We start from the raw sequence: 14,357 nt of genomic DNA on the forward strand, positions 1-14,357 counted from the left end.
TATTCCTTCAAGCGATGCCCGATTTTAGGGGGACAAAGTGAACCGCCTCAAGAATGCGCCGCTCGAGCCCACGGGGGGTCTTGTCGATCACGACGAGGGCCTGTCCACCGGTGGCGGAATGGGTCGGCGCGACGATGCGCCCGCCCACCGCGAGCTGCGTGATCCAGGCCTCGGGCACGGCCTCACCGCCTGCCGCGGCGATGATGCCCGCGTACGGCGCACCCTTCGCGTAACCGATCATGCCGTCGCCCAACATCAGGTGGACGGTGGCCAGACGGAAGTGCCGCAGATTGGTGCGCGCACGCTCGTGCAACCCGCGCAGACGTTCGATGCTGTAGACCTCGGTCGCCACTTCATTCAGCACCGCGGCCTGGTAGCCGCAGCCGGTGCCGATCTCGAGCACGCGGCCCAGCCGTTCCTGCGGCTTGCCGACCAGCGCCGGCGCGCCCAGCAGCAGCTCGATCATGCGAGCCACCACATTGGGCTTGGAAATGGTCTGCCCCAGCCCGATCGGCAGGCTGGTGTCTTCATAGGCCTGGTTGACCAGCGCGCTGTCGACGAAGCGATGCCGCTCGACGGTGCCCATGGCGCGCAGCACGCGCGCGTCGGTGATGCCCTGCGCCGCGAGCTTTTGCACCATGCGGGCTCGCACGGCGTCGGACGCCATCGAGGGCGTGGACGGGACCATCGGCTTGACCGGCACGGCGGGCATGCGCCCGCGCGTGGCGGCCGAAGCGGTGGGGGTCAGTCGAACCGGGAAACTGGGCCGCGGAGGGGTCGCCATGTCGTCAATTGCCGAGACGGGCGACCGTCTCGCGCCATTGGCCCAGGTTGGCGTGGTCGGTCAGGTCGATCTGCAAGGGCGTCAGCGCGATGTGGCCGGCCGCGGTCGCATGGAAGTCGGTGCCCTCCCCGCTGTCCTTGGCGCTGCCTGCACCGGCGATCCAGTACATGGTTTCGCCGCGCGGGCTGTCCTGCGTGATCACCTTTTCGGCGGCGTGGCGGCGCCCGAGCCGGCACACCTTGACTGGCTTCAGTTCGTCGAACGGCCGGTTCGGCACGTTCACGTTGAGCAGGAAGGCGGGGCCGCCGAGCATCTTTTCGCGCTCGATCTGCTGTACCAGCCGGCGCGCCACCTGGGCCGCCGCATCCACGTGCGCCCAACCCTTTTCGATCTGCGAGAAGGCGATGGCCGGGATGCCGAACAGGTAGGCCTCCATCGCCGCGCCCACGGTGCCTGAATAGATGGTGTCGTCGCCCATGTTGGCGCCGTTGTTGATGCCCGAGACCACCAGGTCGGGGCGGTAGTCGAGCAGGCCCTTGAGCGCGATGTGCACGCAATCGGCCGGCGTGCCCGTCACGTAGCGGAAACCGTTGTGCGCCTTGTGCACGTACAGCGGCGCGGCCAGCGTGAGTGCATTCGACTTGGCGCTGTTGTTGTGCTCAGGTGCCACCACCTCGACGTCGGCGATGTCCTTGAGTGCGTCGTGCAACGCGACGATGCCCGGCGCCTGAAAGCCATCGTCATTGGAAATAAGTATCTTCATGGTGCTTCTGGGTGCAGCGGATTGTAGGTGCGGGGTGCGTCGCAGCAGGGACAACGCCGCACCACAGCGCCGCCTATCATCGCCCCGAATTCATTGCCCACACGACTCATTCGAAGGAGACCCCGAGCATGCACGCATGGCTTTGCGAAAACCCCACCGGCGTCGACGCGCTGACCTGGAAAGAACTGCCCACCCCCACGCCGGGCCCGGGCCAGGTGCTGATCGAGATCAAGGCGGCCAGCCTGAATTTTCCCGACCTGCTGATCGTGCAGAACAAGTACCAGATGAAGCCGCCGCTGCCCTTCGTTCCCGGATCGGAATATGCGGGCGTGATCCAGGCGGTGGGCGAAGGCGTCACGCACCTCAAGGTCGGCCAGAACGTGGCGTGCCTGTCGGGCACGGGCGGCTTCGGCACCCACACGCTGGCACCCGCCGCGCTGTGCATGCCGCTGCCCGAAGGCTTTGGCCATGTCGACGCGGCCGCTTTCATCATGATCTACGCCACCTCGTGGCACGCACTGATGGACCGCGCGCAGCTCAAGGCGGGCGAAACGGTGCTGGTGCTGGGCGCGGCCGGCGGCGTGGGCACCGCGGCGATCCAGATCGCCAAGGCGGCGGGCGCCAAGGTGATCGCCGCGGCATCGACCGACGAAAAGGGCGAACTGTGCCGCTCGATCGGCGCCGACGCGACGATCAATTACACGACGCACGCACTGCCCAATGGTTTCCGCGATGCCATCAAAGCCGCGACCGACGGCAAAGGCCCGGATGTGATTTACGACCCCGTGGGCGGCGATTTCGCAGAACCCGCATTCCGCTCGATTGGCTGGCGCGGTCGCTATTTGGTGGTCGGTTTTGCATCGGGCCCGATCCCGTCGCTGCCATTGAATCTCACGCTGCTCAAAGGCGCGTCGCTGGTGGGCGTGTTCTGGGGCGATTTCGCCAAGCGCGAACCCAAGGCCAATGCGCAGATGATGGCCGAATTGGCCCAGTGGTACGGCCAGGGAAAAATCAAGCCGGTGATCGACAGCACGATGCCGATGGCCGAATTGAAGGCTGCCTATGCGCACATGGGATCGCGCGGCGTCAAGGGAAAACTGGTGATGGTCAACTGATCGAACGCGCGCGCATCGCCGTGCGCGCCATCCAATAAAAAAGCCCGCCGAAGCGGGCTTTTTTATTGGGCGAATGTCCAACTGATTCTGCAGGCAATCACTTGATCTCGTAATCGGAGAGCGACTTGCCGGCTGCCAGGGCTTCCGTGACCCAGCGCGGCTTGCGGCCACGGCCACCGGACCAGGTTTCGCCCGTTGGGCCGCGGTATTTGGCGGCGGCCTTGGCGGCTGCAGGACCTGCGCTACGCTTGGTTGCGGCGGCACGGCCACCACCCAGCTTCAGATCGGAAGCGGTCAAACCGTATTCCGCAATCTTCCTGCGCACTTCTTCGATCACGCCGGCCCGTTCCTGGTTACGCAGGTCTTCGGCCTGCTTGCGCAATTGCGCAATCTGCTCGTCGTGCTTCTGGATCTGGGAATTGATATCGGCGAGTGACGAAGCCATTGTTGGACTCCTGTTGTGAATTGAAAACGGCTGAATTCTAATTCAAACCACTTTTGCCACAAGCGCCTTTTCAGCAGAAAAATGCAGGCGCATTGGTGGAATGCAACAACCCGCAACACACGCGCACCATTTTGGGTACTTTCAAAATCGAGGGTAGCGGGGAAAGAATGCGGCGTGCAACCAGGCGCTTGAAGCGACGGCGAAGCCAGAAATGACAACGCCGGGCAAGCCCGGCGTTGGAATCCCTTGGGTGCTATTGAGAAATAGCGCTGGGACTGAATTTTTTGGGGTGGCTGATGGGACTCGAACCCACGACGACCAGAATCACAATCTGGGACTCTACCAACTGAGCTACAGCCACCGTAGAGCCTCTGATTGTAGCGTTAAAAATCGCGGCTTTCGCTCCCGCGATCACCAAAGACGCTGAAATGCCACATCGACATGCGGCCCAACGCCTTCGGAGGCCGTCCGCGATGGCCTGCCGCCACACATGCGCCCTGCCCCATGGGCATAACTTCGCAGTCGCCCGTTCGATGTGCCTGGACGACGCTGAGCCGCGAATGGCTCCGCTATCATGAATGCGAGCGGCCCGACCGGGCCCGGCTTTCGCCACTTCACTTCATCAAAGGAACTTCTTCATGAGCATCGTCTGGACTATCCTGATCGGGTTCGTCGTGGGTCTCGTGGCGCGGGCCGTCAAGCCGGGCAACGATTCCGCCGGCTTTATCGTGACCACGCTGATCGGCATTGCAGGTTCGCTGGGCGTGACCTACCTCGGCCAGGCGATGGGCTGGTACACCGCCGGCCAGGGCGCCGGCTTCATCGCCTCCGTGCTGGGCGCGATCGTGCTGCTGATTCTCTACGGCCTCATCAAGCGCAAGAGCTGATGCCCCTGACGCCGTGCCGCGCAACGCGGCCGGCGGTTCTTCCGGCTGCCTGAGCCCCCCACTTCTTCAGCCAGCCTCGCGAGGCCTTCACGCCGATGCCCCGCAAACCACGCGCCCGTCATCACGTCTATGTGGTCGAACTCGACGACCGCGTCTGGAACAACGGCCGCTTCCGGCGCGCCAACCCCGACTACCAGCTCGGCAAGCCCTTCGTCTATGTCGGCATGACCGGCCTGGACCCCGACATCCGTTTCGACAAGCACAAGGCCGGCATCCAGGCCAATCGCTTCGTGCAGGAATTCGGCCTGCGACTGTTGCCCGCGCTCTACGAACGCTACAACCCGATGCCGTACGACGATGCGCGGCTGATGGAGGTCGACCTGGGCATCGCCCTGCGCCGCGCCGGCTACGGCGTCTGGCAGGCCTGACGCGGTTCAGGAGTAGGTGACCCAGTCCGCATACGCCGGGCCGTCGAGGTGCGGCAAGGTGTTGTAGGTCACGAGCATGTGCCGCTTCGGCGTGAAGGCGAACTCGGTCACCGAGCTGTTGCGGATGCGCAGGTTGAGTTCGATGGTCGTCTCGGCGCTCGTGCCCAGCACATGGCCGACCGCGGTGCTGATCGGCCCGCCGCTCGACACCACCAGCACCTTTGCGCCGTGGTGTCGTTCGCGCACATGGTCGAGCGCCGTGGTCACGCCGGCCAGGAAGTCAACGTAGCTCGGCATGCCGACCGGCGCCGTACGCCCCTGCATCCATGCCCCCAGCCCATCGCGCAGCAGGCGGAAGTGATGGCGGTACATCTCGGGTGAATCGGGCTTCTCGAGCTTGCCCTGGTGTACCGTGGCAATGACGGCTTCGCTGTCGTATTCGTTGAGCCCCGGCCATGGGAGCACGTCGTCACGCGACAGCCCGAGCCCCTGCGCGATGCCCACCCAGGTCTGCTTGTGACGCTTCAGGGTGCCGGTGATGACGGCATCGAAACGCATGCCGCGCTCGCGCCAGTATTCACCCAGGCGCACGGACTGCCGGTGTCCGAGCTCGCTCAGGTTGTCGTAGTCGGCAGCACCGAAACTGGCCTGCCCATGGCGCACGAGGTAAAGGGTTCCCATGCGCCGGATTCTGGCAAGAAGCGCGACACGCGCTTGTCCCTCGTGCGACCAAAAAAAAGCCCGGGTCGTCGAACCCGGGCTTGTGGCGAGCAGCAGTTGCCCGTCTGATCAGCGTGCCGCCGCAGCGGTCGGCAGCGTGTCGGCCGGCTTCGGCACGAGGATCTCCACCTTGAAGCGTTGCTTCAGCAGCTCGTAGTAGGCAGCGGCTTCGGCGGCGGTCACCGATTGGGCGATCTGCATGCTTTCCTGCTGTGCCTGTTCGGCCGTCGGCGGCGTGCGCGGCACGACCTTGGTCACGCGGACCACGGCGTAGCCTTGGGTGCCGAGGTCCACGCCGAGCAGCGCGGGCAGCTTGGCGCCGTCGGCACGCAGTGCGGCGTCGATCACCAGCGTCGGCTGCGACTGGGCATCGATGCGCGACACCGTGACCGGTGCGCCGAAGGTGGCGCCGTCGGCCTTCACCTTCCACGCGGCGAGCTTGGCTTCGCCCTCGGTCTTGGCCAGTGCTGCGGCGCGCTCGGTGATGAGCTGTGCGCGGATCTTGTCCTTCACATCGGCCAACGGAATCGGATGCGCGGCCGTGTACTGCGTCACGCGGCCCGATGCGAGTTGGTTCGGACCGACTTCGATGGCTTCGGTGTTCTGCTTGCGGTCGAGCGAGTCGGAGGCATACAGCGCCTGCAGGAAGTTGCGGCTAGCGAGCGGGCCGGTGGCGCCCGGCGCGGGCGTGCGCGGCACGTTGGTGGCGGTCTGGATCGTGAGCTTCAGCTTCTCGGCGGCCGGCTTCAGGCTCTCGGGTTGCTGATAGATGGTGTCCGTGAAAATTTCCGCAGCCTTCGCGAATTCCTGCGTGGCTTGTTGGGCGCGCACGTCGTTCTCGATGGTCGCGCGCACCTTCTCGAACGGCGGCACCACGGCCGGCTTGATGTCGGTCAGCTGGATGATGTGATAGCCGAACTCGGTCTCGACGAGGTCGCTGATGTCGCCCTTCTTGAGCGCGAACATCGCGTCTTCGAACGGCTTGACCATCGCGCCGCGCGTGACGAAATCGAGGTCGCCGCCCTTCTCGGCCGAGCCGGGGTCCTGCGAGTTCTTGCGTGCCACGTCGGCGAAGGTGGCCGGTGCCTTCTTCACGTCGGCCAGCAGCTGCTCGGCCTTGGCCTTCGCCTTGGCGCGGTCGCCGCTGGACATGCTGGCCGGCGCGGTGATCAGGATGTGGCTCGCACGGCGCTCTTCCTTGATGCCGAAGCGCGCGGTGTTCTGTTCGTAGTAGGTCTTGAGGTCGGCTTCGTTCGCGACGATGTTCTTCTTCGCGGCTTCGAGGTCGAGCACGAGGTACTCGATGCTGGCCTGCTCCGGCGCCTGGAACTGCGACGTGTGGTCCTTGTAGTAGGCCTCGATGTCGGCATCGCTGACCGTCACCTTCGACGCGAAGCTCTCGGGCGCGAAACGCGCGACCTGGATTTCACGGCGGTCATAGAAGGCATTCACCGTGGCAGCAGTCAGCGCCGCCGGTGCGAAGCTCGTGCCCGTCACGCCCAGCAGCACCTGCTGCGAGGCCATGTCGGCGCGCACCGAGGCTTCGTACTGCTCGGGCGTGCGGCCGGTGGCGCGCAGGAAGGCTTCGCGGTCGAACTTGCCGTCGGCCGTGCGGAACGCAGCCAGGCCGGCGTCCTGCGCGAACATGCGCGCGAGGCGGTCTTCGGACACCGACATGTTGGTCTTGACCGCCGCGGCCGCCAACACGCGATCGCGCACCATGCGTTCCAGCGTGGCGTAGCGCAGCGCGTCGGAGTCGAGCAGCGTCGGATCGACGTTGGGCGACTGCTGGCGGATGCGGTCGGTCTCGACGCGGTGCTGCTGGTCCCACTCGGGCTTGGTGATGTCATGGCCCTGGATGCGGGCCACCTTCTCGTCGCCGCCCATGCCCTGGTAGCGCTCGACACCAAAGAAGACGAACGAGGGAATGATCAGCAAGAACAAGAAAATCATCACGACTTTGTTGTACTTGCGGAAGGTATCAAACATGCTTGAACACTCTTTTTCGACGGGCGCCGGACGGCAATAAAAAAGGCGAACCGGTGTTCGCCTTTGCATCGGGTGGTGGTGGGTGCTGAGGGGCTCGAACCCCCGACCTACGCCTTGTAAGGGCGCCGCTCTACCAACTGAGCTAAGCACCCCACCTGGAATACTCTCCGAGTCTACAGCCTCAGTTCAGCGCGTCTTTGAGCGCCTTGCCGGGACGGAACTTCGGGATCTTGGCTGCCTTGATTTTAATCGCGTCGCCGGTGCGGGGATTCCGGCCGGTGCGGGCTGCGCGTTTGCCGACTGCGAAAGTGCCGAAACCGACGAGCGACACGGAACCGCCCTTCTTGAGCGTGGTACGAATGGCGCCAATGGTGGATTCGAGCGCACGGGTCGCTGCGGCTTTGGAAATATCGGCGTTCTTTGCGATGTGCTCAATCAGTTCGGTCTTGTTCACAAGGGCCCCTTGTCGAAAAAAAGTTGGTCGGCTTTCGTCAGCTGCGACCTGGCCGCGACGGGAGCGACTCAAGAACATGGCAGGCCTGACGCCTCGGCAGCTCACTGCCAGCGAGGATTACAACCACTGGTCTGCGGGGTGTCAATAAGACACAACGCACTGCAGCCCAGCGGAGCGCGCGATTTTAGGGGCGTTTCGCGACGTACTTTTCAAAGGGCCTCGGCAATTGCCTTTCCGAGGTCGGCCGTGCCCGCCCGACCGCCGATGTCCGGCGTGCGCGGTGCGCCGCTTTGGGGCGCGAGCACCTTCTCGATGGTCGCCAGGATCGCATCGTGCGCGTCCTTGTGGCCGAGGAACTCCAGCATCATCGCGCCGCACCAGATCTGGCCGATCGGGTTGGCGATGCCCTGCCCGGCGATGTCCGGCGCCGAGCCGTGCACCGGCTCGAACAGCGAGGGCGTGGTGCGCTCGGGGTTGAGGTTGGCGCTGGGCGCGATGCCGATCGTGCCGGTGCAGGCCGGGCCCAGGTCGGACAGGATGTCGCCGAACAGGTTGCTCGCCACCACCACGTCGAAGAAGTCGGGCCGCTGCACGAAGTGCGCCGTGAGGATGTCGATGTGGAACTTGTCCAGCGTGATGCCCGGGTAGCCCTTGGCCATTTCCACCACGCGCTCGTCCCAGTAAGGCATGGTGATCGAGATGCCGTTCGACTTGGTGGCGCTCGTCAGGTGCTTCTTGGGCCGCGATTGCGCGAGCTCGAAGGCGAACTTCAGCACGCGGTCGACGCCCACGCGCGACATCACGGTTTCCTGCACCACGATCTCGCGCGGCGTGCCCTGGTACATGCGCCCGCCGATGCTCGAGTACTCGCCCTCGGTGTTCTCGCGCACGATGTACATGTCGATCTCGCCGGGCGCGCGCGGCGTGCCGTCGCGGCGCACCACGGGCGCGACGATGCCGGGCATCAGGCGCGCGGGGCGCAGGTTGATGTACTGGTCGAACTCGCGGCGAAACATCAGCAGCGAGCCCCATAGCGACACGTGGTCGGGAATCTTCTCGGGCCAGCCGACCGCGCCGAAGAAGATGGCGTCGTGCCCCCCGATCTGGTCCTTCCAGTTGTCGGGCAGCATCTGGCCGTGCTTCTCGTAATAGTCCCAGCTCGAGAAGTCGAAGTGGTCGAACTTCAGGTCGATGCCGAATTTGCGCGCCGCCGCATCGAGCACGCGCAGCCCCTCGGGCATGACTTCCTTGCCGATGCCGTCGCCGGCGATGACTGCGATTCTGTGGGTGCTCATGGATGGGCTCCTGGGTGTTCGGGGAAAACGAAAAAATTCAGCGCCTCGGCCAGCAAGGCGTCGGGCGCTTCTTCGGGGATGTAGTGGCCGCAGGGCAGCGCGCGGCCCGACACGTCGTCGGCGCGTTCGCGCCACAGCGAGAGCACGTCGAAGGCGCGCCCCACTGCCCCGTGCTCGCCCCACAGCACGCGCAGCGGCTGCGCGAGGCGGCGGCCAGCGGCGATGTCGGCGCGGTCGTGCACGAGGTCGATGGTGGCGGAGGCGCGGTAGTCCTCGCAGATGGATTCGGCCGTGCCCGGGATGGCGATGCAACGCTCGTACTCGGCCAGCACCTCGGGTGCGAACGGCACGAGCCCCGCGTGCCGCCCGCCCATCACGCTGCGCACGTAGCGCACCGGATCGGACGCAATCAGCGCCTCGGGCAGCGGCGACGGCTGGATCAGGAAGAACCAGTGCCAGTAGGCCTTGGCAAACGCTTCGGAGGTGCCTTCGTACATCGCCAGCGTCGGCGCGATGTCGAGCAGCAGCATGCGCTCGACCGCGCCCGGATGGTCGGCCGCGAGCCGGTGCGCCACGCGCGCGCCGCGGTCGTGCGCGAGCACGGCGAAGCGATCGAAGCCATGGTGGTGCATGGCGGCCAGCGCGTCGCGCGCCATCTCCCGCTTGCTATAGACCGCGTGTTCGGCATCGGCCGCCGGCCGGCCCGAGTCGCCGTAGCCGCGCAGGTCCACGGCCACCACCGTGAAGCGCTCGGCCAGCGCGAGCGCCACGCGGTGCCAGATCGCATGCGTCTGCGGATGGCCGTGCAACAACAGCAAGGGAGCGCCCTGCCCGCCGATGCGACCGTGGATGTGCACGCCATCGCGGGCAATGTCGAAGCGGGGGAAGTCGAGGAAGGAGGCCGTCACGCCGCGATTGTGCGTTGCACCCCGGCGGCCATCAAGCAACAATCAGCCAATTCATACTTTCCAATCTTGCATGAATCCCCACGCGATGGAACGCGGCGATCTCGAACTGGTGCTGGCCATCCGCGACCAGGGCAGCCTGGCCGGCGCGGCCGCCACGCTCGACGTGGTGCCCTCGGTCATCACCAAGCGGCTCGGCGCGCTGGAGGCCCGGCTCGGGCAGCGGCTGTTCGACCGCACGACGCGCCGGCTCAGCGTCACGGCCGAAGGCGAGGCCGTGTGCCTGCATGCGCGCACGCTGCTCGAAGGCTTCGCGGCGCTCGAAAGCGAACTCGGCGAGCGGCAGAACGCGCTGATCGGCACGGTCCGTCTCGCCGCCACCTTCGGCTTCGGCCGGCACTGGCTCGGCCCGACACTCGCGGACTTCCAGGCGCAGCACCCCGGCCTGCAGGTCGAGCTGCTGCTGACCGAGCAGCTGCCCGACCTCGGCGCCGAAGGCTACGACGGCGCGGTCTGGTTGTGGGCGGTGCAGCAGCACCGCGCCGCCGACTGGACCACGCGCCGCATCGCGCGCAACCAGCGCGTGCTGGCCGCCTCGCCCGACTACCTGGCACGCCGCGGCACGCCGGCCACGGTGGAGGCGCTGGCCACGCACGACTGCCTGATCGCGCGCGAGAACGGCGACGCCGCGCAGTCGCGCCAGTTCGCGCTCTGGACGCTGCGCCACGCGCGCGACGGCAGCACGGCGCGCGTGCGGGTGCAGGGTCCGCTCACGAGCAATTCAGGAGAAATGGTGCGCGACTGGTGCCTCGCGGGCCACGGCGTCATGCTGCGCAGCCTCTGGGACATCGCGCCGCAGCTCGCAAGCGGCGAGCTGGTGCGCGTGCTGCCGCAGTACGGCATGCCCGATGCCGACATCCACTGGGTCGCGCCGTGGCGGCCGAAGACGCCGCGCCGCGTGCGCCTGCTGGTCGATCACCTGGTCGAGCAGTTCCGTTTGGAGCCCTGGAAGCCGGCCAAGCCGGCCGGGCGCTGAAAAGGAGAAAGCGCCGTCAGCGCTCCGCGCGCACCACGAGGCTCACGCCGACGGCCGTCAGGCCGATGCCCAGCACCGTGGTCCAGGTGATCGGTTCCGCGAACAGCAGCCAGGCCATCAGCGCCGTGCACGGCGGCACGAGGTACAGCAGGCTGGTGACGGCGGTGGCCGTGCCGCGCTGGATCAACATATAGAGCAGCGAGCTGCCGCCCAGCGACAGCGCCAGCACCGACCACGCCATGGCGCCGATCGAATGCGTGTTCCATTCGATGGCCTGCGCCTCGAGCGCGGCGAAAGGCAGGGTCACGAGCAGCGCGGCGGCCATCTGCACCGCGCTGGCGCTGCGCACGTCGCAAGGCGCCACGAAGCGCTTCTGGTACAGCGTGCCCGCCGTGATCGACAGCAGCGCCATCACGGCCAGCCCCATCGTCAGGGCGTTGACCTCGGTGCCCTGCCCCAGCTTGCGCGACACCACCAAGACCAGCCCGGCGAAACCCAGCGCAAGCCCGGTCCACTGCCGTCCCGAAATGCGCCCACCGTTGAAAGACAGCCAGACCGCCGTGAGCACCGGCTGGATGCCGACCAGCAGCGCCACCAGCCCCGCGCCCATGCCCGCATGCACCGCCGCCCAGACGCCACCGAGGTAGCCGGCCTGCATCAGCACGCCCGTGACCGCCAGGTGTCCCCATTGCGCCCGTTTCGCCGGCCACGCCACGCGCGCGAGCATGACCCACACGCCGAAGCAGGCGAGCGACAGCGCATAGCGCACGGCGAGGAACTTGAGGGGCGGCGCATAGGGCATGCCATAGCGCGCAACGATGAAACCCGTGCTCCAGATCAGCACGAAGACCGCCGGCATCGCCCGCAGCCATCCTGCGTTGCGGACCGAGACGGCCGCGGTCATTTGGAGTGGGCCCGAATCTCGGGAATGGCCTTTTGCAGGTAATAGACCATCGACCAGACGGTGAGCACCGCCGAGATCCAGATCAGCCACTGGCCCCAGAGGCCGGTGTCGATCACCTTGAAGAGGTGCCCGTCATAGAGCAGGAAGGGAATCGCGACCATCTGCACGGTCGTCTTGACCTTGCCGATCATGTGGACCGCCACGCTCTTGCCGGCGCCGATGCGCGCCATCCATTCGCGCAGCGCCGAGATGGCGATCTCGCGTCCGATGATGATGAGCGCCACGAACACGTCGGCGCGCTGCAGATGCACCAGCACCAGCAGCGCGGCGCAGACGAGAAACTTGTCGGCCACCGGATCGAGGAAGGCGCCGAAGGAAGAGGTCTGGTTGAGCTTGCGCGCCAGGTAGCCGTCGAGCCAGTCGGTGGCGGCGAACACGATGAACATGACCGTGGCGATCAGGTTGCGCGTCGGTTCGCTGATCGGCAGGTAGAAAACGCCGACGATCAACGGAATCGCGACGATGCGCGTCCAGGTCATGATGGTCGGTAGGGTCCAGAACATGCGGGCGATTGTGTCATGCACGCGTGAAGCGCCGGAAGGACGGGGGCAATCCCGGCTTCAACGCAGCGCGCGATAGATTTCCTCGGCCAGTTCGGTGGCAATGCCCTCGACCGAGGCGAGGTCTTCGACGCTCGCCGCCGCCACGCCGCGGATGCCGCCGAAACGCTGCAGCAGGCGCGCCCGGCGCTTCGGGCCGATGCCCGGAATGTCTTCGAGCTGGCTGCCGCCCACGCGCACCTTGGCGCGCTTGGCCCGCATGCCGGTGATGGCGAAGCGGTGCGCCTCGTCGCGGATCTGGGCCACGAGCATCAGGGCGGCCGAATCCTTGCCGAGGTAGACCTTCTCGCGGCCGTCGGCAAACACCAGTTCTTCAAGCCCGACCTTGCGGCCTTCGCCCTTCTCGACGCCAACGATCAGCGACAGCGGCAGGCCCAGTTCGCTGAACACCTCGCGCGCCATCGACACCTGACCCTTGCCGCCGTCGACCAACACCAGGTCGGGCATGCGCGCGGCCGGCGTCCTGGGCGGCGGCGCCTCGACGCCTTCGGCCCCTTCGCTTTCCGCGTCGCCCGGGGCCAGGGCCTCGGTCTCGGCCGCCATCGCCTCGGCCAGCTTGCCGTAGCGGCGGTGCAGCACCTGACGCATGGCGGCGTAGTCGTCGCCGGGCGTGATGCCGTCGATGTTGTAGCGGCGGTACTCGCGGTTCTGCATCGTGTGGTGCGCGAACACCACGCACGAGGCCTGCGTGGCCTCGCCCGCCGTGTGCGAGATGTCGAAGCACTCGACGCGGAAGTTCTCCAGGTCGTCCGATGCCAGTTCGAGCGCGTCGGCCAACGCACGGGTGCGCGCCTGCTGCGAGCCCTCTTCGGCCAGCAGCCGCGCGAGCTGCAGGCCGGCATTCGTCTCGGCCATCTCGAGCCAGTGGCGGCGCTGTTCGTGCGGCTGGAACACCGCCGTCACGCGCGCGCCGGCCTGCTGCGAAATGGCCTCGATGAGCGCGCGGCTCACCTGCCGGCCCAGCACCAGCGTGGCGGGCACCGGCACGTCGATGTAGTGCTGGGCGATGAAGGCCTCGAGCACCTGCACCTCGATCGGGTCGGCGGCCACCGGGGCGGCGCCGTCTTCGGCGTCGAGCTCGCCGTGGTGGATCTGCGCCGCGTCGTCCACGTGCACCGGAAAGTACGCGCGGTCGCCCAGGTGGCGCCCGCCGCGCACCATCGCGAGGTTGACGCAGGCCTTGCCGCCCTGCACCTTGACCGCGAGGATGTCGACGTCCTTGTCGGACACCACCTCGATCGACTGCTGGTGCAGCACGCGCGAGATCGCCGACATCTGGTTGCGCAGCTCGGCCGCCTGCTCGAACTCGAGCTTCTCGGCGTGCGCCGTCATGCGTTGCTCGAGCGTGGAGAGCACGCCCTGTGTGTCGCCGAGCAGGAAGGCCTCGGCGCTGGCCACGTCCTGCGCGTAGGCCTCGGGCGAAATGAGGCCCACGCAGGGGCCGCTGCAGCGCTTGATCTGGTACAGCAGGCAGGGCCGCGTGCGGTTGGCGTACACCGTGTCCTCGCAGGTGCGCAGGCGGAACACCTTCTGCAGCAGCTGGATCGATTCCTTCACCGCCCAGGCGCTCGGGTACGGCCCGAAGTAGCGATGCTTCTTGTCGACCGCGCCGCGGTAGTAGGCCAGCCGCGGAAACCCGTGCGAGGCGATCTTCAGGTAGGGGTAGCTCTTGTCGTCGCGAAACAGGATGTTGTAGCGCGGCTTGAGCGTCTTGATCAGGTTGTTCTCGAGCAGCAGCGCCTCGGCCTCGGAGCGCACCACGGTGGTCTCCATGCGCACGATCTTCGAGATCATGTGGCCGATGCGGGTGCCCCCGTGGCTCTTCTGGAAGTAGTTGGCGACCCGCTTCTTCAGGTTGCGCGCCTTGCCCACATACAGCACGGCGCCGGCCGCGTCGAAATAGCGGTAGACACCCGGCAACTGCGGCAGGGCCGCGACTTCGCTGAGCAATTGATCGGAATGCACGTCGGACATGGCGGCTATTGTGGCGCGCGGCGTGAGGGCCGGCTGGG

General features: G+C 66.6%; 15 protein-coding genes and 2 tRNA genes. 4 read left to right on the plus strand and 13 right to left on the minus strand.

Annotation, left to right across the window (positions count from 1 at the left end):
- Window positions 1-7 precede the first annotated feature (7 nt).
- Together AC1RAA_RS09365 and surE are read right to left on the minus strand one after the other, a co-directional pair.
- Complete coding sequence (locus tag AC1RAA_RS09365) at window positions 8-784, minus strand: protein-L-isoaspartate(D-aspartate) O-methyltransferase (RefSeq protein ID WP_307638550.1); 777 nt, start codon at window positions 782-784, stop codon at window positions 8-10.
- A gap of 4 nt (window positions 785-788) precedes the next feature.
- Window positions 789-1,547 carry a 5'/3'-nucleotidase SurE gene (gene surE, locus AC1RAA_RS09370; protein ID WP_062479041.1) on the minus strand — a complete coding sequence of 253 codons (759 nt, stop codon included), beginning with the start codon at window positions 1,545-1,547 and terminating at the stop codon, window positions 789-791.
- Between the two features lie 128 nt (window positions 1,548-1,675).
- Between surE and AC1RAA_RS09375 the strand changes: the two genes are divergently transcribed.
- Window positions 1,676-2,662 (plus strand): NADPH:quinone oxidoreductase family protein, encoded by a 987-nt coding sequence (locus AC1RAA_RS09375; protein ID WP_492732539.1) that lies wholly within the window; start codon window positions 1,676-1,678, stop codon window positions 2,660-2,662.
- 97 nt (window positions 2,663-2,759) lie between these two features.
- Here AC1RAA_RS09375 and AC1RAA_RS09380 read toward each other — a convergent pair whose 3' ends face one another.
- Together AC1RAA_RS09380 and AC1RAA_RS09385 are read right to left on the minus strand one after the other, a co-directional pair.
- Window positions 2,760-3,107, minus strand: coding sequence for an H-NS histone family protein (locus tag AC1RAA_RS09380; RefSeq protein WP_056583066.1), 348 nt, complete (start codon window positions 3,105-3,107; stop codon window positions 2,760-2,762).
- A gap of 285 nt (window positions 3,108-3,392) precedes the next feature.
- Window positions 3,393-3,468, minus strand: a tRNA-His gene (locus AC1RAA_RS09385).
- Window positions 3,469-3,745: 277 nt separating this feature from the next.
- On the opposite strand from AC1RAA_RS09385, the gene AC1RAA_RS09390 reads away from it, so the two are divergent.
- Both AC1RAA_RS09390 and AC1RAA_RS09395 read left to right on the plus strand, forming a co-directional pair.
- Entirely contained in the window at window positions 3,746-3,994 is a 249-nt protein-coding gene (locus AC1RAA_RS09390) for a GlsB/YeaQ/YmgE family stress response membrane protein (RefSeq protein ID WP_062479046.1), read from the plus strand.
- A 95-nt stretch (window positions 3,995-4,089) separates the two neighbouring features.
- On the plus strand, window positions 4,090-4,422 hold the full coding sequence (locus AC1RAA_RS09395) for a hypothetical protein (RefSeq protein ID WP_095744681.1): 333 nt from the start codon (window positions 4,090-4,092) through the stop codon (window positions 4,420-4,422).
- 6 nt (window positions 4,423-4,428) lie between these two features.
- Here AC1RAA_RS09395 and AC1RAA_RS09400 read toward each other — a convergent pair whose 3' ends face one another.
- The 6 genes from AC1RAA_RS09400 to AC1RAA_RS09425 form a co-directional block, all read right to left on the minus strand.
- Entirely contained in the window at window positions 4,429-5,103 is a 675-nt protein-coding gene (locus AC1RAA_RS09400) for a histidine phosphatase family protein (protein WP_492732475.1), read from the minus strand.
- Between the two features lie 108 nt (window positions 5,104-5,211).
- A complete protein-coding gene (locus AC1RAA_RS09405) occupies window positions 5,212-7,131 on the minus strand; it encodes a SurA N-terminal domain-containing protein (RefSeq protein WP_492732477.1) in 1,920 nt (639 codons plus the stop codon).
- A 76-nt stretch (window positions 7,132-7,207) separates the two neighbouring features.
- Window positions 7,208-7,283: transfer RNA gene (locus tag AC1RAA_RS09410), tRNA-Val, on the minus strand.
- 29 nt (window positions 7,284-7,312) lie between these two features.
- On the minus strand, window positions 7,313-7,585 hold the full coding sequence (locus AC1RAA_RS09415; protein ID WP_007830705.1) for an HU family DNA-binding protein: 273 nt from the start codon (window positions 7,583-7,585) through the stop codon (window positions 7,313-7,315).
- 209 nt (window positions 7,586-7,794) lie between these two features.
- On the minus strand, window positions 7,795-8,880 hold the full coding sequence (locus AC1RAA_RS09420) for a tartrate dehydrogenase (protein WP_062479058.1): 1,086 nt from the start codon (window positions 8,878-8,880) through the stop codon (window positions 7,795-7,797).
- The gene (locus AC1RAA_RS09425; RefSeq protein WP_492732479.1) at window positions 8,877-9,788 is read right to left on the minus strand and encodes an alpha/beta fold hydrolase; all 912 of its coding nucleotides are present in this window, start codon (window positions 9,786-9,788) and stop codon (window positions 8,877-8,879) included. Before AC1RAA_RS09425 ends, AC1RAA_RS09420 begins: the two co-directional genes overlap by 4 nt.
- Window positions 9,789-9,858: 70 nt before the next feature.
- Here AC1RAA_RS09425 and AC1RAA_RS09430 point away from each other — a divergent pair, with 70 nt between their 5' ends.
- The gene (locus AC1RAA_RS09430) at window positions 9,859-10,821 is read left to right on the plus strand and encodes a LysR family transcriptional regulator (RefSeq protein ID WP_492732480.1); all 963 of its coding nucleotides are present in this window, start codon (window positions 9,859-9,861) and stop codon (window positions 10,819-10,821) included.
- Window positions 10,822-10,837: 16 nt separating this feature from the next.
- Here the strand turns inward: AC1RAA_RS09430 and AC1RAA_RS09435 are convergent, their stop codons facing one another.
- The 3 genes from AC1RAA_RS09435 to uvrC are packed head-to-tail and all read right to left on the minus strand — an operon-like array spanning window position 10,838 to window position 14,319.
- Window positions 10,838-11,725, minus strand: coding sequence for a DMT family transporter (locus tag AC1RAA_RS09435; protein ID WP_062479066.1), 888 nt, complete (start codon window positions 11,723-11,725; stop codon window positions 10,838-10,840).
- The gene (gene pgsA / locus AC1RAA_RS09440; RefSeq protein ID WP_062479069.1) at window positions 11,722-12,288 is read right to left on the minus strand and encodes a CDP-diacylglycerol--glycerol-3-phosphate 3-phosphatidyltransferase; all 567 of its coding nucleotides are present in this window, start codon (window positions 12,286-12,288) and stop codon (window positions 11,722-11,724) included. The genes AC1RAA_RS09435 and pgsA overlap by 4 nt, the downstream gene beginning before the upstream one ends.
- Window positions 12,289-12,345: 57 nt before the next feature.
- Complete coding sequence (gene uvrC / locus AC1RAA_RS09445; protein WP_492732481.1) at window positions 12,346-14,319, minus strand: excinuclease ABC subunit UvrC; 1,974 nt, start codon at window positions 14,317-14,319, stop codon at window positions 12,346-12,348.
- Window positions 14,320-14,357 lie beyond the last annotated feature (38 nt).

The organism is Variovorax sp. GW823-FHT04F07 (genome assembly GCF_058795995.1).

Coding starts and splice junctions, on each gene's coding strand:
- AC1RAA_RS09365 (WP_307638550.1), bottom strand. CDS start 784: ATGGCGACCCCTCCGCGGCCCAGTTTCCCGGTTCGACTGACCCCCACC.
- surE (WP_062479041.1), bottom strand. CDS start 1,547: ATGAAGATACTTATTTCCAATGACGATGGCTTTCAGGCGCCGGGCATC.
- AC1RAA_RS09375 (WP_492732539.1), top strand. CDS start 1,676: ATGCACGCATGGCTTTGCGAAAACCCCACCGGCGTCGACGCGCTGACC.
- AC1RAA_RS09380 (WP_056583066.1), bottom strand. CDS start 3,107: ATGGCTTCGTCACTCGCCGATATCAATTCCCAGATCCAGAAGCACGAC.
- AC1RAA_RS09390 (WP_062479046.1), top strand. CDS start 3,746: ATGAGCATCGTCTGGACTATCCTGATCGGGTTCGTCGTGGGTCTCGTG.
- AC1RAA_RS09395 (WP_095744681.1), top strand. CDS start 4,090: ATGCCCCGCAAACCACGCGCCCGTCATCACGTCTATGTGGTCGAACTC.
- AC1RAA_RS09400 (WP_492732475.1), bottom strand. CDS start 5,103: ATGGGAACCCTTTACCTCGTGCGCCATGGGCAGGCCAGTTTCGGTGCT.
- AC1RAA_RS09405 (WP_492732477.1), bottom strand. CDS start 7,131: ATGTTTGATACCTTCCGCAAGTACAACAAAGTCGTGATGATTTTCTTG.
- AC1RAA_RS09420 (WP_062479058.1), bottom strand. CDS start 8,880: ATGAGCACCCACAGAATCGCAGTCATCGCCGGCGACGGCATCGGCAAG.
- AC1RAA_RS09430 (WP_492732480.1), top strand. CDS start 9,859: ATGAATCCCCACGCGATGGAACGCGGCGATCTCGAACTGGTGCTGGCC.
- AC1RAA_RS09435 (WP_062479066.1), bottom strand. CDS start 11,725: ATGACCGCGGCCGTCTCGGTCCGCAACGCAGGATGGCTGCGGGCGATG.
- pgsA (WP_062479069.1), bottom strand. CDS start 12,288: ATGTTCTGGACCCTACCGACCATCATGACCTGGACGCGCATCGTCGCG.
- uvrC (WP_492732481.1), bottom strand. CDS start 14,319: ATGTCCGACGTGCATTCCGATCAATTGCTCAGCGAAGTCGCGGCCCTG.